This window comes from Bradyrhizobium sp. NP1 (assembly GCF_030378205.1).
Lineage (GTDB): Bacteria > Pseudomonadota > Alphaproteobacteria > Rhizobiales > Xanthobacteraceae > Bradyrhizobium.
In genome coordinates this window covers 13,147-30,340 of sequence record NZ_CP127385.1, presented here as the reverse complement: position 1 = coordinate 30,340, position 17,194 = coordinate 13,147, and the positions used below count along the sequence as shown (strand labels likewise).

General features: G+C 65.1%; 15 protein-coding genes. 5 read left to right on the top strand and 10 right to left on the bottom strand.

The annotated features are described in order from the left end of the window. Positions 1-69 precede the first annotated feature (69 nt). From QOU61_RS00115 to QOU61_RS00105, 3 genes are all read right to left on the bottom strand, one after another. On the bottom strand, positions 70-864 hold the full coding sequence (locus tag QOU61_RS00115; RefSeq protein ID WP_289656138.1) for a crotonase/enoyl-CoA hydratase family protein: 795 nt from the start codon (positions 862-864) through the stop codon (positions 70-72). A gap of 93 nt (positions 865-957) precedes the next feature. Then, complete coding sequence (locus QOU61_RS00110; protein ID WP_289662115.1) at positions 958-1,872, bottom strand: phosphoribosylaminoimidazolesuccinocarboxamide synthase; 915 nt, start codon at positions 1,870-1,872, stop codon at positions 958-960. A gap of 75 nt (positions 1,873-1,947) precedes the next feature. Beyond that, entirely contained in the window at positions 1,948-2,865 is a 918-nt protein-coding gene (locus QOU61_RS00105; RefSeq protein WP_289656137.1) for a pirin family protein, read from the bottom strand. Between the two features lie 128 nt (positions 2,866-2,993). Here QOU61_RS00105 and QOU61_RS00100 point away from each other — a divergent pair, with 128 nt between their 5' ends. The 4 genes from QOU61_RS00100 (at position 2,994) to QOU61_RS00085 (ending at position 6,795) form a co-directional block, all read left to right on the top strand. Beyond that, entirely contained in the window at positions 2,994-3,560 is a 567-nt protein-coding gene (locus QOU61_RS00100; RefSeq protein WP_289656136.1) for a GNAT family N-acetyltransferase, read from the top strand. 126 nt (positions 3,561-3,686) lie between these two features. Then, complete coding sequence (locus tag QOU61_RS00095; protein WP_289656135.1) at positions 3,687-3,977, top strand: DUF1330 domain-containing protein; 291 nt, start codon at positions 3,687-3,689, stop codon at positions 3,975-3,977. A 182-nt stretch (positions 3,978-4,159) separates the two neighbouring features. Further along, on the top strand, positions 4,160-5,215 hold the full coding sequence (locus QOU61_RS00090) for an AraC family transcriptional regulator (RefSeq protein WP_289656134.1): 1,056 nt from the start codon (positions 4,160-4,162) through the stop codon (positions 5,213-5,215). 149 nt (positions 5,216-5,364) lie between these two features. Beyond that, positions 5,365-6,795, top strand: a complete 1,431-nt coding sequence (locus tag QOU61_RS00085) for a serine hydrolase domain-containing protein (protein ID WP_289656133.1) — start codon at positions 5,365-5,367, stop codon at positions 6,793-6,795. 13 nt (positions 6,796-6,808) lie between these two features. Here the strand turns inward: QOU61_RS00085 and QOU61_RS00080 are convergent, their stop codons facing one another. Then, entirely contained in the window at positions 6,809-8,179 is a 1,371-nt protein-coding gene (locus tag QOU61_RS00080; protein WP_289656132.1) for an MmgE/PrpD family protein, read from the bottom strand. A gap of 135 nt (positions 8,180-8,314) precedes the next feature. On the opposite strand from QOU61_RS00080, the gene QOU61_RS00075 reads away from it, so the two are divergent. Then, positions 8,315-9,433, top strand: a complete 1,119-nt coding sequence (locus QOU61_RS00075) for an FUSC family protein (protein WP_502876866.1) — start codon at positions 8,315-8,317, stop codon at positions 9,431-9,433. A gap of 66 nt (positions 9,434-9,499) precedes the next feature. On the opposite strand, the gene QOU61_RS00070 is transcribed toward QOU61_RS00075, so the two are convergent. The 6 genes from QOU61_RS00070 to QOU61_RS00045 all read right to left on the bottom strand — a co-directional run bounded on the left by QOU61_RS00070 (position 9,500) and on the right by QOU61_RS00045 (position 16,862). After that, positions 9,500-10,150, bottom strand: coding sequence for a 2-hydroxychromene-2-carboxylate isomerase (locus QOU61_RS00070; RefSeq protein WP_289656131.1), 651 nt, complete (start codon positions 10,148-10,150; stop codon positions 9,500-9,502). A gap of 93 nt (positions 10,151-10,243) precedes the next feature. Then, positions 10,244-10,723, bottom strand: a complete 480-nt coding sequence (locus QOU61_RS00065) for a DUF2867 domain-containing protein (RefSeq protein ID WP_289656130.1) — start codon at positions 10,721-10,723, stop codon at positions 10,244-10,246. Next, positions 10,720-12,105 carry an MATE family efflux transporter gene (locus tag QOU61_RS00060; RefSeq protein WP_289656129.1) on the bottom strand — a complete coding sequence of 462 codons (1,386 nt, stop codon included), beginning with the start codon at positions 12,103-12,105 and terminating at the stop codon, positions 10,720-10,722. Before QOU61_RS00060 ends, QOU61_RS00065 begins: the two co-directional genes overlap by 4 nt. A 1,426-nt stretch (positions 12,106-13,531) precedes the next feature. Continuing rightward, on the bottom strand, positions 13,532-14,767 hold the full coding sequence (locus tag QOU61_RS00055) for an ABC transporter permease (protein ID WP_289656128.1): 1,236 nt from the start codon (positions 14,765-14,767) through the stop codon (positions 13,532-13,534). Further along, the gene (locus QOU61_RS00050) at positions 14,764-15,507 is read right to left on the bottom strand and encodes an ABC transporter ATP-binding protein (protein ID WP_354142499.1); all 744 of its coding nucleotides are present in this window, start codon (positions 15,505-15,507) and stop codon (positions 14,764-14,766) included. Before QOU61_RS00050 ends, QOU61_RS00055 begins: the two co-directional genes overlap by 4 nt. Before the next feature lie 2 nt (positions 15,508-15,509). Beyond that, a complete protein-coding gene (locus tag QOU61_RS00045) occupies positions 15,510-16,862 on the bottom strand; it encodes an efflux RND transporter periplasmic adaptor subunit (protein WP_289656127.1) in 1,353 nt (450 codons plus the stop codon). Positions 16,863-17,194: the final 332 nt, after the last annotated feature.

Here is a 17,194-nt window from a genome sequence, read left to right as displayed (position 1 = left end):
TGCGGGCGGACAACAATATTCTTGTGACACGGTGGAAGCCGCATGCAGATGGGCCAATTTTCCTGGAACTCAGCCCTTGCCGAAGCTGCCATGGCGCCCGGCGCCGGAGGCAAAGCGCGTCGCGCCGGCCAGCGTCTCGCCCGAGGCGATCACGGCGAGCCCGCCGCGCATCTCGTTGGCGATCGCGTCCTCTTCCTCGAGATCCCATTGCCGCAGCGCCGACAGCCGGTCGGCGCGCAGGCAGGCCTGCGGGAACTGTGCGATCTGCTTCGCGATCGTGATCGCCTCCGCGCGCGCCGCGCCTGACGGCACGAGCCGGTTGGCAAGGCCCATGCGCAGCGCTTCATCGGCGCCGACCGGGCGCCCGGTCAGGATCAGGTCCATGGCTTGCGAGTGACCGATCAGCCGCGGCAGACGGATGGTGCCGAGATCGATCAAGGGCACGCCGAAGCGGCGGCAGAAGATGCCGAAGGTCGCGTTGTCGGCAACGACGCGCATGTCGGCCCATAGCGCGAGCTCCATGCCGCCCGCCACCGCGTAGCCTTCGACTGCGGCGATGACGGGCTTCGACAGTCGCAGCCGGCTCGGTCCCATCGGCGCGATCGTGTCGTGGCCGCCGACCTCGCGCCTCTTTTCGATGTCGCCCTCGGCGACCGCCTTCAAGTCGGCGCCGGCGCAGAAATGCCCGCCGGTTCCGGTGAAGACCGCGACTGAGGCGTCAGTGTCGGCGTCGAAGGCGCGGAACGCATCGAACAGTCTTCGTGCGGTCGCGCCATTGACCGCGTTGCGGCGCTGCGGCCGGTTGATGGAGACGATGGTGACGGGACCGTCGCGCTCGACCAGGATGCTGTCCGCCTCGGCCATGGTTTTCGCTCCCTGAATTTTCTTTCGTTGCGAACGCGAGGAAGGGTGGTCTGACGACTGGATCGCTTCGGAGCCTGCGCTCCTCGCATGCGTTCAAATCTTGAGCTCCGAACCCGTCACGCGTCTGTAGGCCTCGAGGTAGCGCCTGCTGGTCGCGTCCACCACGCTCGCCGGCAAGGGCGGCGGAGGTGCCTCGCCGTTCCAGCGGCCGGCTTTCCGCTCGGCGTCGAGATAGTCGCGCAGCGGCTGCTTGTCGAAGCTCGGCTGCGGCTGTCCGGGCCTATAGACGTCGGCGGCCCAGAACCGCGAACTGTCCGGGGTCATCACCTCGTCGATCAGGATGATGCGGCCGTTCCTGTCGCGGCCGAATTCGAACTTGGTGTCGGCAATGATGATGCCGCGCGCGCGGCTTTCCGCCTCGCCGAGCGCATAGACCGTGCGCGTCATCCGCTCCAGCGTATCCGTCACATCGCCGCCGACGATCTCGCGCATCCGCTTGGTCGTGATGTTCTCGTCGTGCCCGGTCTCGGCCTTGGTCGCGGGGCTGAAGATCGCGGGCTCGAGCCTGGCGCTTTCGGTGAGGCCCGCAGCCAGTTTCTCGCCCGCCAGTGTGCCGCTCGCGGCATATTCCTTCCAGGCCGAGCCGGAAATGTAGCCGCGAATCACGCATTCGATCGGGAATACGGTGGTGCGCCGGCACAGCATTGCGCGACCGAGAATGTCGGCGCGGTGGGCCTTCAGCTCCGGCACCTGACGGATGATCTCGTCGGCATCGGCCGAGATCATGTGGTGCGGCACCGCGCCTTCGAGCTTCCTGAACCAGAAGGCGGAGATCTGCGTCAGCACGGCGCCCTTCATCGGGATCGTCTCGCCCATCACGACGTCGAACGCCGAGATGCGGTCGGTGGTGAGCAGCAGCACGCGATCCTCGCCCGCTTCATAGATGTCGCGCACCTTGCCGCGGCCGAGCCTCGGCAGCGGCAGATTGCTCGCGCCCATCGTCGTGATTTCATGACCCATCGCCGCACTCACCTCTTTCATCAAGCCGGTGGCCGCATGCGCACCGGGTTCAAATGGCCTAGCTCATTCCGGCAGCGGAATGAACTCGTGCTCCTGCGGCACGGGGGTGAAACGGCCGGTTTTCCAGTCTTGTTTCGCCTGCTCGATCCGCTCCTTGCTGGAGGAGACGAAGTTCCACCAGATATGGCGCGGGCCCTCCAGCGCATCGCCGCCGAGAAACATCATCCGCGTCGGTTTCACCGCCTTCACGGTGATGCGATCGCCGGGACGGAAGATCAGGAGCTTCGGGCCCTCATAGCGCTCGTTCGCAATCTCGACCTCGCCGTCGACCAGATAGATCGCGCGCTCCTCGTGGTCGGGGTCGAGCGGAACGCTGGCGCCCGCGGCTGCGGTCACTTCGGTGTAGAACCAGGGCGAAACCATCGAGACCGGCGAGGTGATGCCGAACGAGGACCCTGCGATCACGCGGGCGGTGAAGTTGGCCTCCGAGATCATCGGCAGTTCGCCGGCCGCATAATGCTGGAACGAGGGCGCGACCTCCTCCGATCCCGCCGGCAGCGCGATCCAGCTCTGCAGCCCCAGCATCTTCTGGCCGGCCTTTCGCTGCAGGTCCGGCGTGCGCTCGGAATGGGCGATGCCTTTTCCTGCGGTCATCAGATTCATGGCGCCAGGCGCAATTTCCTGGATGTTGCCCTCGCTGTCGCGGTGCATGATCGCGCCCTCGAACAGATAGGTGACGGTGGCAAGCCCGATATGCGGATGCGGGCGCACGTCCATGCCCTTGCCGGCGACGAACTGCACCGGGCCGAAATGGTCGAAGAAGATGAAGGGGCCGACCATCTGGCGCTTGCCATGCGGCAGCGCGCGGCGGACGGCAAAGCCATCGCCGAGGTCGCGGGTGCGCGGCACGATGATGAGGTCGAGCGCGTCGCAGGTCCTGGGATCGCCCAGCACGGGATCATTGGAGGGAAGCCAGCTCATGATGTCCTCCTTGGTTGGGCGGGGATGATAGCAGCCGGAAATTGCCTGTGGCGAGCGTTGTCATTCACGTTAGGATCATCGCTCCACAATACCTCCTGCCGCAACAAGCCCGTTGCCGAGGAACCGCCATGATCGCACCGCTCAAGCCAGGCGCCACGCTGGCGCAAATCACCGGTCCCGTCGCCGAGACGGAGCGGCTGATCCTGCGGCCCTGGCGCAGCGACGACATCGCGGCCAATACGGCAATGCTCGGTGATCCGGTGGCCGGCCGCTTCATCACCGCCGACAACAAGCCGATTACCGACGCGTTTGCCGGCTGGCGCAACGCGGCGATCATGGCCGGACACTGGGCACTGTACGGGATCGGCATGTTCGTCGTGGAGGAAAAGCGCACCGGCGCGTTTGTCGGGCGCGTGGGCCCATGGCGGCCGCCGGGCTGGCCGGACTTTGAAGTCGGTTGGGGGATTGCGCCGGATTTTCGCGGCAAGGGCTACGCCGTCGAGGCGGCCCGGGCGGCGATCGACTGGTCGTTCTCTACCTTCGACATCGATCGTATCGCCCACTGCATCGATCGCGAAAACGTCGCCTCGCAGGGCGTGGCGCGTCGGCTCGGCGCCCGCATCGACCGCGAGATCGATCTGTTCGGTCATGTCGCCGACCTCTGGGTGACCGATCGCGACAAATGGATCGGCTGACTTCAGCAATCCGTTATTTGGCACGGCGCGTTCCCTGTGATGAAAACGCCTGCCGGGTGCGCGGGCAATCGCGAACCGCAGGCGGCGGATCGGCCGCGGCCGATGACTCAATGACAGGAGAACGACATGCCCAAGGGCTATTGGATCGTCCGCGTCTCGGTGCGCGACGAGGCGCGCTATCCGGAATATCTCGCCGCGGCGCGGCCGTCCTTCGAAAAGTTCGGCGCCCGTTTCATCGTCCGCGGCGGCCCTTTTGAGTCGAAGGAAGGCGAGGCGCGCGACCGCAACGTGGTGATCGAGTTCGCCGACCTCGCGACGGCAAACGCCTGCTACGACAGCCCGGAATACCAGGCGGCGAAGCGGATCCGCCAAAAATATTCCGACGCCGATTTCATCATTATCGAGGGTCCTGCCTGAGGAGTTTCCCGGCGGGGCGTCGGGCGACGCCCGGCGTCGCGATCGACGGTGAGATCGAGCTGACCGGAGATGCCGTCGATCTCCGGGTGACGCGGCGCGAGCGCTGGCAGGTTGGCGCTTGAAAAATGCGAAGCGGCGGACGATGTTCGCGTAGGTCTCCTTCCGTCGGACCGAGCTGATCGATGTCGCTTGTTGCCCTCGATATCGCCCTGCGGAGCGCCACCGTGGCCCTGCTGCTGGCGCTTGCGGTGTCGCTGCTGCGCGATTTCCGCGGCACGCTGAGCGGCCGGCTCGCGGTCGCTTTTGCGCTCGGCTCCGTGGCGCATGCGCTCACGTCGCATATCGGCGCGCCATCGCCCGTATCGATCTGGCATGCGCCGCTGATCGCGGCCTCGACCGGCAATGCCGTGGTGTTCTGGCTGTTTTGCCGCGCGCTGTTCGACGATGGGTTCGTCCTGCGCCCCTGGCATGGGCTGGTCTGGCTTGGGGTCGTCGCATTCAGCTTCGTCAATTGCCTCTGGCTGGCGGCGGCGGGCAATGCGCGGATCGCCGTCATCGCGATCAACCTGCTCGCGCTCGGTTTTCTCGTGCTCGCCGTCGGGCAGACCGTTGCGTCCTGGTCGGTGGATCTCGTGGAAGGCCGCCGTCGCCTGCGTCTTTTCATCGTGACGGCGGCCGCGCTCTATGGCGGCATGAATGCGATGCTGCAGATCTGGGTGTCCGGCAGCGGCGCTGCCGCGATCGCCGATGTCGCGAATGCGGCGGTGCTCGCCGCCGTCGTCGCGGCGATTGCCTGCGCGATGATCCATGTCGACGGCGCGGAGCTGTTCACGCCCTCGCCAGCCGGGCCAGTCGCTCAAGGCCCGGCCGCGCAGGATTCGGCCGCGGACCACAAGCTGATCGAGGCCTTGATGCGCCTGATGGCGGATGAGCGCATCTATCGTCACGACAACCTCACCATCGGCGTCCTGGCGGCGAAGCTGAAAATTCCCGAATACAAACTGCGGCGGCTGATCAACCAGCGGCTCGGATATCGCAACTTCAATGTCTTCCTCAACAACCACCGGATCGAGGAGGTCAAGGCCGCGCTCGCCGATCCCGCCCAGGCCGAGGTGCCCGTGATCACCATCGCGATGGACGCCGGCTTCCAGTCGCTCGGTCCCTTCAATCGCGCCTTCAAGGCGACCACAGGGGTGACGCCGAGCGAATATCGCAGGCTCAAGGTCCCCGCGGCCTGACGCCCAGCATATTGTAATCGCTTGGCATTTTCGGAATCGGCGAGGCGCGATCGGGAATCGGCGCGCGCCTTTTTCGGTTTCGGCGAGCGATTGCGGCAGGGCTGTGCTTGCTGGCCGGTGCGCACTGACGCGCACTGCCGGAGCAAACCATGATCCAACGACGGCCGATTCTGATCCTTGCTGCGACCGCTGTGCTTGCTGTGCTCGCCTTGTCGGCCGCCCGTGGCGGCGATGCGCCGAAAGTCGTGACCGGCTTTGTCGCCGACGTGCTCTGCTCGGAGACCTTCGTTTCCGGCATCGATCCCGACAAGACCTTCGCCGAGACTACGGCCGCGGTGCCAGGCGCGGGCCTCGTCGGCTGGGCACTCGATTACAAGCTCGATCGCTCGCGCAAGGACGTCACGGTGACGCTCGCGGGCTTTGGTCGCAGCCATGCCGTCTATCGCGGCGAGCTCGGCTGCGCTCTCGATCACGGCAGGGGAATGGCCGACGTGGCGGCGCCGTCGGTGAGCGACGCCGCGCAAGCGCTGTTGCCGGAGATCGCAGGACCCTCGGTCGTCGCGCCGCAGAACCCAGGACTTGCGGCGGCGCTCGATCGCGCCTTTGCCGAGCCCGCGCATCCGCCGTTCAAGCGCACCCGCGCGATTGTCGTGGTGAAGGACGGCCGCGTTGTCGCGGAGCGCTATGCGGAGGGTCTTGGCATCGACACGCCGCTGCTCGGCTTCTCCGTCACGAAATCGGTGATCGCGACGCTCGCAGGCATTATGGTGCGTGAGGGCAAGCTTGCGCCGGACCAGCCGGCGCCGGTCGCCGCCTGGAAGAGCCCTGATGATCCGCGCCACGCCATCACGGTCGATCAATTGCTGCGCCACACCGCGGGGCTTGCGCTCGGCAGCTCGCTGCAGGCTTCGCTTGGCGCGGCCTTCGAGCCGGTCAACCGGATGAAATTCCTGGAAACCGACATGGCGGCTTTCGCCGAAGCCGCGGAGCTTGAAACTGCGCCCGGCAGTGCATGGAACTATCACGACGGCAACTATCTGATCCTCTCGCGCCTGATCGAGAACGCCGTCGGCGGCAGGCCGGCCGACTTCCTCCGCTTCGCGCAGGCGGAATTGTTTGGTCCGCTCGGCATGCGCCATGTCACGGTCCAGTTCGACGGCGCCGGCACGCCGGAGGGATCGGGCGAGATGCTGGCCTCCGCGCGCGACTGGGCGCGCCTCGGCCTGCTCTATCTCAACGACGGCGTCGCCGGCGACAAGCGCATTCTCCCGGCAGGCTGGGCGAACTACGCCGCGTCGCCCACGCCGGACGCCTTCGTTGGTTACGGCGCGGGCTTCTGGATCAATCGCGGCGACAGTCGGGGCGCCCATTACAGGATAGAACACGGCTGGCCGCGCGATGCGTTCTTCGCCAAGGGATCGATCGGGCAGTACGTCATCGTCATCCCGTCGGAACGGCTGGTGATCGTCCGGTTCGGCAGGACGGTGAACTGGCCGCTCGACGCCGACGGCGTCTCCGATCTCGTCCGGGATGTCGTCGCGGCCACCCATGACAAGGCAGAACTGGCAGCCGGAAATTAAGCGGATCCTCCTGCTATTGCCGCCCGAGCCGGGTCGCCTGCTCGACGCGGTCGAACCGCTCCAGCGAGAGGATCGCGTCCGCAAGCTGCTCGGCCCGGCCATTCAGCACCGGGCGGGCCAGCGTCAAAAATTTCTGCTGCATCGCCTGCGCATCCGGGAACGAATTCGGCTCGCCGGAAGGGTCGGCATAGATCCGTTCATGCACGCCGTCGGCAGTCGTGATCGACACGCGTGCGCCGAACGGGTGACTGCGGCCGACCTCGAGCCGGTCGTCCTGCACCACGTCGAACCTGTCGGCGAGCTTGTCGATCGCGGCGTCGCCGAGCCGGCCATAATCGTCCCAGCCGAAGCGGCCCTGGTCGAGCGCCACCGCGCCGGTGAAGAACATCGAGAACTGGCCGCCGACAACCGACGTCGGATGCCGCTTGGTGGCGGCATCGCCGGTCAGGGTGATGCCGTTGCGGTGCAGGCCGATCTCGACGCGCGTGATCTGGTCCGGCGTGAGGTTGTGCTCCCGGCGCATCGCGATGATCGCATCGAGCGCCGCATGGGTGTAGCGGCAGCTCGGATAGGGTTTTATCCCGATCTTCATGGTCTCATAGGTCGAGCCGAGGCCCGAGACCGCCTTGTCCGGATGGGCGTTGTCGGTATAGCCGACCAGCAGCCCATGCTTGCCTTCGACCGCCTCGGTCGAGCCGACGAAATCGTTGCGCGCGAGCGTGGCCGCGATTACGCCGTTCATGGCGGCGGCGCCGACCTGGTAGCGCTTGTTCCAGGCGCCGTTGACCAGGAATTGCAGCGAACCCGCCGCCTGGCTGCCGGAGACGCCGAACGCAGACACGAGCTGCGCTTCCGAGAGGCCGAGCAGCTTGCCGGCCGCGGCTGCCGCGCCATAGGTGCCGGCGGTCGCGGTCGGGTGGAAACCGCGGGCGTAGTGCGAGGTCGGATCGAGCGCGTTGCCGAGCCGGCAGCACACCTCGTAGCCCGCAACAATCGCGGTCAGCACGTCGCGCCCGGAAGCGCCGACCATCTCGCCGACCGCAAAGGCGGCCGGCACCACCGGCGCGCTCGGATGCAGCGAGGAATCGGCATGGGTGTCGTCGAAATCGAGCGAATGGCCGAATGCGCCATTGAGTAGCGCCGCGACCGCGGGCGTCCAGGTCCTGTCGTCGCCGAACACGGTGGATTGGCCTTTGGTGTCGAGCGCGAGCTGCTCCAGCATCTTGAGCAGCGACGGCGTCGATTCCGCATCGCGCCGGGCCCGGATCGCGCTGCCGAGGAAATCGAGCGTCAGGGCTTTCGCGCGTTCCAGCACCTCCGGCGGGATGTCGTCACAGCGGAGATCGGCGACGTAGCCGGCGAGCGTTTCGGTTTCACGGGCCATCGGGATTTCCTCGCGTTACGGCACAGGGTATGGGGCCTGATTTAGGCTTTCAAGCCGGCTGCCGACACCGGGCAGCAGCCATGTCCAATGTCGTCTATAAAGGGCCGTCGGCATCAATCCCAAGAAGCGCTGCGCATGATCGTCTTCGTGAAACGCCTGTTCCGCTACCTGAGGCCTCACAAGGCGCAGCTGGCCCTGGCGGCCCGGGTCACCGTGGCCGCCGCGATCGCGTTCGCGGTCGCCACCGCATTGCATCTGCGGTTGCCGCTGTGGGCGGTGCTGACATCGCTCATCGTGACCCAGATGAGCGTCGGCCGCTCGCTGAAGGCAACCCGCGACTACATGTTCGGGACGGTGGGCGGGGCGATCTATGGCGGCGCCATCGCGGTGCTGATTCCGCATTCCAGCGAGGCCGCGCTGCTTGGATTGCTGGTGCTGGCGGTTGCGCCGCTGGCGTTCATCGCTGCCAAAAATCCCAGCCTGAGCGCAGCCACCGTGACCGCCGTGATCGTGCTGCTGGTTCCGACGATGAGCCACGTCGATCCGCTCGCTTCCGCGATCGATCGCGTCTTCGAGGTCATGGTCGGCGCGCTTACCGGGCTCCTGGTGTCCTTCTTCGTGCTGCCGTCGCGCGCGCACGGCCAGCTCCGGATCAATGCGGCGCGCGCGCTCGGGCTGATCGCCGCGGCTTTCGCCGAATTGCTGGCGGGCCTGACGCGCGGGCGCGACAATGACGCCCTGCATCGGCTGCAGGACGGCATCGGTTCGGCGCTGGTCGACCTCAACGCGACCGGCGCGGAAGCGGAGCGCGAGCGCGCGGCGCATCTGTCGTCCGGCCCGGATACCGGTCCGCTGCTGCGGACGATTTTGCGGCTGCGCCACGATGTCGTCATGATCGGGCGCGCCAGCGCGCTCCCGTTGCCGCCCCATTTGCAGGCGCGGCTGGCGGCGCCGCTGGCCGAGATCAGCGAGGCGATCGTCACCCATCTGCGCGCGGTCGCCGCGGTGTTGCGGGCCGGTGTCGGCTCTCCGGCGACCGAGCCGGTAGACCTCGCGCTGCAGGCCTATGCTGCCGAAGTCGCTGCGCTGCGCAGCGAGGGCCTGACCCGTGACCTGCCCGGCGATGCGGCCGAGCGATTTTTCGCGCTGGGTTTCGCGCTGGAGCAGATGCGACAAAATCTGAACGACCTGAAGCGTTGCCTCACCGAATGGTGCGCAGTGCCGCTTCCGGCAAAAGACGACGCCCGCGCCTGATCCGGAAAAAGCCTGCCGCGCGCCTGGATGGCGGGGAGGATATTGGTCTTCTCTCGACATCGCGCACTAGCGGCTGGCCAGCCCCTTGCTTTTCATGCGCCAGATCAGAAGCTCGATGCGGTCCTGGCCGAAGAAGGGCTCCTTCTCGAACACGAAGGTCGGCACGCCCCAATGGCCTGACGCTGCGTGGGCCTTTTCGTTCTCGGCGATCACAGCCTCGTAACGGTCGGGCTCGGCGCTGATCGCGGCATCCATCGTGGCGAGATCGAAGCCGGCTTTTTCCGCAGCGCGCGCCAGATGATCGCCCTCGTTCCAGCCTGACACGCTGCCGTCCCACAAGACGGGTGCGATTGCGCCGACGAAGGCGAGCGATCGGCCTTGGGTCTGCGCCAGCGCGCCGAGGCGGGTCAGGCGGTGGATGTAGGGCTGATGCTTCGCGACCTCGAGCGTCGTCATGTCCTGCACGATCGGGTCGGGGCGCGGAAAGCGGAACGGGATGTCCTCGAACCTGGCGACGCGGCTGGAATCGAGCACGACATAGCGGGCGAATTGCGGATTGGTCTTCTTGAAGAAATCGGGCACGCGCACCGCCAGCGGATAGACCGGCTTGAGGTTCACGGCGACATCATATGTCGCGACCATGTTCATGGTTTTCGGCAGCGCCAGATAGGAATAGGGGCTGCGGAAGGAGAAGTAGAGGTCGACCGACAGCGTCATCGGACTAATCCCGCGCGGCGAAAACAGCTGGACGCAAGCAAGGCATGGCCAGCAAATCACGGACGGAGCGCAGCGTCCACGGATTGTCCGGCTTCATTGAGGGGCCGTGACCTGCCGGAGCATGGCCGGCACGATTCTGCGATGGAACGGCCGGACGACCGCAAGATAGGATCGACCGAGCCGGTTATGGGTCAGCACCAGCGTCGTCGCGGTCACCTTCTGGGCATCGGGCGACCGCGCAACGTCGACGACCACGCGGAAATCAAGATGCCGGTCGTTGAAGCCGGCGACCAGCCGATCGGCGCTTTCGGCGACGACAGGAAATACGCCGATCATGTCATGTTGCGCGCCTTGCCGCGCGCCCGAGGTCTTCAGGCCGAACGGCGTGACCAGGAGGTTGCGCAACGCCAGCAGCGTCCGGGTCCAGCGCGGCGGGCGCGCCAATATCCGCTCGGCGGCCTGGCGAGCGGACAGCGCCGGCCCGCCGATGTCGAGGCTGAACGCATCGGCGAACTGCGCGCCTGCCAGCAGCGCGGCGGTGTCGGCCGGGGGCGTCGCCTCGCGCACCGTCATGGCAGCCGCCCGGAGAGGCGCCGGAAGCGCAGGATCAGCAGCACGGCGTAGACCGCGGTGCCGCAGGACAGCCCGATCCAGACCCCGATCGCGCCGAGCGAGGTCCAAAGACCGAGATAATAGGCAAGCGAAAAGCCGATCACCCAATAGCCGACCGCGGCAAACAGCAGCGGCACGCGGGTGTCGTTCATGCCGCGGAGCGCGCCGACCACGATGGTCTGGATGCCGTCGGTGACGAAGAAGGTGGCGCCGACCAGCAACAGCGTCGCGGTGAGCGCGACGGCGCCGTCCGCGGCCTCGCCGAAGAACAGCGTCGCGATCGCGAAACGGCCGAGCATCACGGCCAGCGTCAGCGCCACGGCAAGCGCGATGCCGAGCCACAGCGCCGCCATGCCGGCGTGCCACACGCCGTCGGCATCGTGGCGGCCGACCGCCTGTCCGACCCGCACCGTGGCGGCAAGGCTGATGCCGAACGGCACCATGAACAGGATCGCCGTGACCTGAAGGGCCACCTGATGGGCCGCGAGCGCCGCCGTGCTGATCCGGCCCATCAGGAGCGCCGCGGCCGAAAACAGCCCGTACTCCATCAGGAACGACATCGCGATCGGCGCGCCGATCACGACGAGCTTGCCGAGCAGGGCCCAGTCGACGCGCCAGACGCGCCCGAGCACCTGGTATTTGCGGAACGGCCGGCGCAGCGTGACGAAGCACAGGCCGGCGACGAACGTGCCGAAATTGACAAGCGTGGTGGCAAGCCCGACGCCGAACATTTCGAGCCGCGGCAGGCCGAGCTTGCCATACATCAGGAGATAGACGAGGCCTGCGTTGGCGGGGATCGCGGCGAGCGTGATCCAGAGAACCGGCTCGGGCCGGTTGATCGCGCTCATGAAGCCGCGGATGGCGATGAACCAGAGTGCCGGCAGGATGCCCCAGGCAAGCCCGAACAGATAGGTTTGCGCCAGATGCGCAGGGCCCGGCGCCTGTCCCAGCGCCAGCAGGATTGCTTCGCCGCGCAGCGGGAACATCATGATCGGCAGCGTGACCAGCAGCGCGGCCCAGAAGCCGGTGCGCAGCGCCCGCCTGACCTGCCGCGGGTCGCGCGCGCCGAACGCTTGGGCTGCGAGCGGCGCGACGGCGGACATCAGGCCCATGCCGACGGTGAAGCTGACGAAGTAGACCGTGCCGGCCAGCGCGGCGGCGGCCACCGCCTCGTCGCCGAAGCGGCCGATGAAGGCGAGATCGGTCGTCATCATCGCGATCTGCCCGAGTTGAGTCAGCGCGATCGGTGCCGCGAGCCTTGCGGTCTCGGTGAGCTCGGATGCGAGGCGGCCGCTGATTTCGCGCGCGGCCTGTCCGCGCTCTGCCTTGTCGAGTGACGTCATTTGTCAGCAATATCACGGGCGCGAGCCCAAAAGATGGTGGCAGCAATGCCGCGGTCGCAAGGAGATCAAGCCAGGTATGCATCGGCCTAGCGACTGATCGTCACAGACACGTTTCCACCTGCCCGCGGCGCCCACCGCGCCCGAGTCTTGCTGCGTCACGTCCTCCAGATAGAGAGGGCGCAGGGAATGCCGGATGCTTTGGCGCACCCGCAGCCTCGCGTGCAAAAGAAAAAAGCACACGAGTTAGTCACCACAGGTATCGCCGCAATCACCGGCATTCCCTGCGCGATGGTTTTAACGGTTTCCTTCGTGCTCTCCCCGGAGACCGGGCTTTCTTGCCTCCGTCGCCTTGCGGATCATCCTCCGCGAGGCTTGGCATCAGCGTCGGGATGCCAGGACCACACGACTTCGCCGTCCGCGCGCAGCGTCATTCGTCTGTTGCGCCGCTCGCGTCCATCGCATCCCGCTTCCTACGTCCGTGACGATCGCGATACGCCCCTCTTGATGGAGGCGGGACGCGCCGATTGGAGCCACTGATTTGCCCGACGCAACAAGCGGAATATTTTTCGCGGCACGACTGGACGACCCAAATCAGCCTGAATCGCCTCACGAATTTCGATTTTCCGCGCAGGTGATTCTGAGCCAATTTGAGCGCAGCGCACACCATCGCTTCGGCGAATCTGCCGCGCGCCAGCGCGGCAGATCGCCGGGCTTTGCGCCCTGGACATTTTTTTCGGCATCGGCTCCCGCACGCCCAGCGGGTTGGCCGGACCGCCGGGCACGCGGGCCGGATAGGGACCAAGCCACGCCTGGCGCATCCAGCATTCTGCGGCTGCGTCGTTTGGAACACGCAGCGCTCTGATCGATTATGTCCTCCGATGTCAGCGCAGAGGAACCTCAGTCATGACATGGAAACTTACTCTTCTAGTACTCGCGTCCGCGGCTATGCTTGCGAGCACACCCGCATCTGCGCGGCACCACAGACACGGCCACTTCTACTTCCACGGTGGGTATCGCTATTATTCGAGTCCGTCCGCGCCGGGAGGTGGCATGCTCACCCCCTCGGCAGCATGGAACCATTGATGTAGCCTTGCAGAAGCGCGGCGCCCGTGCCGCCGGCTTGCCTGCAAGAATGTCCGTCGCGTCATCAGCCCTGCCGCCTCGCCGCCTGTTCAACGCCAGCATCACAGCACAGGCAATCGCGCCGAGCCAGAGGTCAGGCGGCCGGCATGTCATGTCCGCTTCGGGTCAAAACCGGCAATACAAGACGCAATAGTCCGCGTGCCTTTGCCTTCGGTTCAGGTAGACCGCGTCAGTCCAGCGCTGGAATAATGGAGGTTTAGCATACAGGCTCACGGCCACAGGCATTTCATCGCCGCGAAATTCCATTGCGCAGGGAAGCTAAAATCCAATTTCAGCTCATCGCCTATTCGAAGCGCAGCGCCACAATTGGATCAAGCCGCGCGGCGCGATGGGCAGGATAGAGGCCAAACGAAATTCCGATGAACCCCGCAAATCCGCAAGCCAGGACGATTGCCCAGGGACTGATCAGGATAGGCCAACCAGCTTTCCACGCGATTGCGACTGCAGCGGCGGCTCCCGACACCGCACCTACAAGCCCTCCCATCAGCGCCAAGATCAAGGCTTCGATCAGGAATTGCCATCGGATATCGCGGCGGCTGGCCCCGACCGCCATACGCAAACCGATTTCGCGGGTACGCTCGGTCACCGAAACCAGCATGATGTTCATGATGCTAATGCCGCCAACGACCAGCGAAACCGCTGCCACCGCGATCAACAGACTGCCGAGGAGCCGCACGGCGGCGCCTCGTGCAAACAGTATATCCGCTGGATTCTCGATCCTGAAATCACTGGGGGCCTCGGCGCGAATGCGGTGCCGCTGCCGAAGCAGCGCCTCAATCAGCCGTTCGATCTCCGGCATCGCAGTTGCGTCCGATACTTTGATCGATATGAAATCCAATGCTTCGCGCGTTGTGCCGCGCACAGCGCCCAGCACCCGGCTTTTCGCAGCTGACAGCGGGATGAACACGACGTCGTCCTGGCTGCGGCCAACTGCGCCCAACCCCTTTTTGTCCAGCACGCCAATCACGGTGAAGGGGACGTTGCCAATCCGAAACGTCTCTCCCGGTCCCGCGTGCCCATTGAAAAGCTCCTCGACGATCACCGATCCGACGATGGCAACTTTGGCTCCGGATGCGATCTCGTCGCTCGTAAAGGATCGGCCACTGGCAACCTGCCATTCGCGAGCCACCAGATAATCGGCATTGATTCCGGCCACTACCGTCACCCAGTTCTTGTTGGCGGCCACGAGCGGAATGGAACGCGACAACAGCGGAGCTGCGACCTGCACGTCCACCAGTTCGCGGCGAATTGAAGCGGCGTCCTCTTCCGTCAGCGTGGGCTGTGTTCCTGATTCAAGTCTTGCTCCGCCGGAATTTCTGGCGCCGGGCATGACGAGCAGGAGGTTGGCTCCAAGCGTGCGGATCTTCTCGGAAACTTCCGCTTGTGCGCCGGCTCCCACCGATACCATGCAGACTACAGCCCCTACGCCAACGACGATCCCAAGCACGGTCAAGGCGCTTCGCAATTTGTTGACGCGGAGCGCCCGCGTGGCGATTCGCAAGCTCTCCAGAGGACTCATGAGGAGGAATCCGGGGCGAGGGGGTTCAGAAGCAGGTTGTTGCGCGATGCCACCGAGTCACTGACGATTCGTCCGTCGTGCAGGGTGATCTGTCGCCGCGCACGATCCGCGACCTCGGTGGCATGCGTGACCACGATGACCGTGTGACCATCGCGATGAAGAGTCGTAAACAGCGACAGAATCTCGTCGCCGGTGGTACTATCCAGTGACCCGGTCGGTTCGTCGGCGAGAATCAGAGCAGGATCGTTCACCGTCGCGCGCGCGATCACAACCCGCTGCTGCTCTCCTCCCGAGAGTTGATTTGGCCAATGATGACCGCGGTCGGTCAGGCCCACGCGGTCAAGCGCGTCCTTGGCTGCACGACGTCGTTTGGAGGGAGGAACGCCAGCGTAAACAAGCGGAAGCTCGACGTTTTCCAGCGCGGTCGCCCGCGGCAGCAGGGCCGGCAGTTGGAATATAAAGCCGATGTCGTGGCTCCTGATGGCCGCGCGCCTGTCCTCGCTCAGCTTTGCAACTTCTCGACCCTCTAGCGCATACTCGCCGGAATCCGGCCGATCCAAGAGGCCCAAAAGGTTCATCAAGGTTGACTTTCCCGAACCCGAGCGGCCACGAATTGCAACAAACTCGCCGCGCTCGATCGAGAGTGAAACGTTTGATACCGCACGAACGATCGTTCCCCCGGAGGGATAGTGTTTGGAAATTCCGGCAGTACAGAGCAGCGGCTGCATCTTGGAATCCAATCTCAAAATCCAAGGCGAACGCCAAAATAACCCCTTTGCTCTTGGGAGTTGGCAATCCCGACGATCAGTGGCTCGCCCTCCGCAAGCGCGCCCTCCAGCAGCTCTGTGCTGTTGTCGTCGCTGACACCGAGTCTCACTGCAACCGATCTCGGGCGCCCGCCGTCGCCGACGAGCCATACTGTCGTGGATGGCTTGGAGGAGTCCGCTTGGCTCGCACTCTGGTTACCAGCCGCAGGACCGGAATCGCCTGGCCGGAAGCGCAGCGCCTGGGTCGGAATTTTGAGGATTCCGCCAGTATCACTCACCAGAATCCGAAGCTGGGCAGTCATTCCCGGCAGCAGCAGGAGGTCCGGATTTGGTGCGGAAACGATTGTCGTATAGGTGACGACGTTCTGCACGACCTCGGGAGACTTGCGGATCTGTAGAACCCGTCCACTGAAGATTCGGTCAGGATAAGCGTCCACTGTGAACCTGGCCATCTGGCCCACTTTCAACTGCCCGACATCGGCCTCGTCAATCTTGCCATGGACCTCCATTTCACGCAGATCATTCGCGATCTTGAACAATGTCTTGGCTTCGAGGCTCACGGCAACCGTTTGCCCTGGATTGACATCCCGTTTGATGATGATCCCGTCGATTGGCGCGCGGAGCACAGTACGATCGAGGTCAACCTCCGCCTGATCGAGAGCCGCCTGCCTCTGCTCGACAACAGCTTGTGCATTCTCGAGATTGGCCTCGGCCATTAGCCGTTCTGCTTCCGCGATCGCAATGGCCTCGGTCTTCATCTGGATCTGGTCCAGAGAGGCGCGCAGGTCGGCAGCTCCCGCATCGCGCAGGGCTCGCATCTGGGTTACGTCGCGCTCGGTTCCGGCTCCGGTACGCGCCAATGCCACCTTTCGCAGGAAATCCCTCTCGACCTCATCCTGCCGGGCCTTGTTCGCAGCCGATTGCTCCTCCGCCAGTTTTTTGGCCGTCTGCGCATTCGCGACCGCGACCTTCGCCCGCTCCAGCGCTGCCTTTTGCACCTGGGCAGTCGCTCTCGCCACTCTCAGGGCCGCTCTCGCTTCCTTGACGCGGGCAGCAAAGATCTCCTGGTCGATTTGCGCAATCGGCTGCCCAGCCGCTACGGTTTCGTTGAAATTAACGAACACTTCCGCGATTCGCCCTGACAGTTGTGAACTGACATCGACGCTTACGACCGCCTCGACGGTGCCGCTGGCCTTCACCGAAGTCGAGATGCTGCCGCGTTCGACCGGGGCGGTGAGGAAGGCCCCGGGAGAACTTCCCTGGCTGTATGTGTAGCCAAGAACCGCGGCCAGCGTGCTCAGCAGAATGGCCGTCGCAGCGAATCGCATGGGGTGTCACCCCCTCTCGTACCCCTGCACGGAGCATTGACTACGCTTTGTAGCGTGGCGTCACTCTCGGTGGGCGTAATCAAGCCCCGCGCTCTCCAAGGCTACGGCATGTGCGAGCAAGCGACGTCGTACTGGGAAACCGCGGCCGTCGAATTTGCGTTCGCTGCCGATGCTGTGCCCGGATTTCCGGCGTAGACGTTGCCTGCCTGCCCACTTGGATTGAACGGCGACCCGGCCGCTGTAACAGCAGCCCCCGGCGTGTTGATACCTGCACCCGTATTGGTGCAGCTAAAGCCGTGATTGGAGCCGTGCTGTCCTGTTGTGGGATTTTG

Bases quoted from the DNA above. Each gene is read 5' to 3' on its own strand.
- QOU61_RS00045 (WP_289656127.1), bottom strand. From the start codon at position 16,862: ATGCGATTCGCTGCGACGGCCATTCTGCTGAGCACGCTGGCCGCGGTT.
- QOU61_RS00060 (WP_289656129.1), bottom strand. From the start codon at position 12,105: ATGACGTCACTCGACAAGGCAGAGCGCGGACAGGCCGCGCGCGAAATC.
- QOU61_RS00100 (WP_289656136.1), top strand. From the start codon at position 2,994: ATGATCGCACCGCTCAAGCCAGGCGCCACGCTGGCGCAAATCACCGGT.
- QOU61_RS00065 (WP_289656130.1), bottom strand. From the start codon at position 10,723: ATGACGGTGCGCGAGGCGACGCCCCCGGCCGACACCGCCGCGCTGCTG.
- QOU61_RS00105 (WP_289656137.1), bottom strand. From the start codon at position 2,865: ATGAGCTGGCTTCCCTCCAATGATCCCGTGCTGGGCGATCCCAGGACC.
- QOU61_RS00055 (WP_289656128.1), bottom strand. From the start codon at position 14,767: ATGAGTCCTCTGGAGAGCTTGCGAATCGCCACGCGGGCGCTCCGCGTC.
- QOU61_RS00070 (WP_289656131.1), bottom strand. From the start codon at position 10,150: ATGACGCTGTCGGTCGACCTCTACTTCTCCTTCCGCAGCCCCTATTCC.
- QOU61_RS00095 (WP_289656135.1), top strand. From the start codon at position 3,687: ATGCCCAAGGGCTATTGGATCGTCCGCGTCTCGGTGCGCGACGAGGCG.
- QOU61_RS00115 (WP_289656138.1), bottom strand. From the start codon at position 864: ATGGCCGAGGCGGACAGCATCCTGGTCGAGCGCGACGGTCCCGTCACC.
- QOU61_RS00080 (WP_289656132.1), bottom strand. From the start codon at position 8,179: ATGGCCCGTGAAACCGAAACGCTCGCCGGCTACGTCGCCGATCTCCGC.
- QOU61_RS00085 (WP_289656133.1), top strand. From the start codon at position 5,365: ATGATCCAACGACGGCCGATTCTGATCCTTGCTGCGACCGCTGTGCTT.
- QOU61_RS00075 (WP_502876866.1), top strand. From the start codon at position 8,315: ATGATCGTCTTCGTGAAACGCCTGTTCCGCTACCTGAGGCCTCACAAG.
- QOU61_RS00090 (WP_289656134.1), top strand. From the start codon at position 4,160: ATGTCGCTTGTTGCCCTCGATATCGCCCTGCGGAGCGCCACCGTGGCC.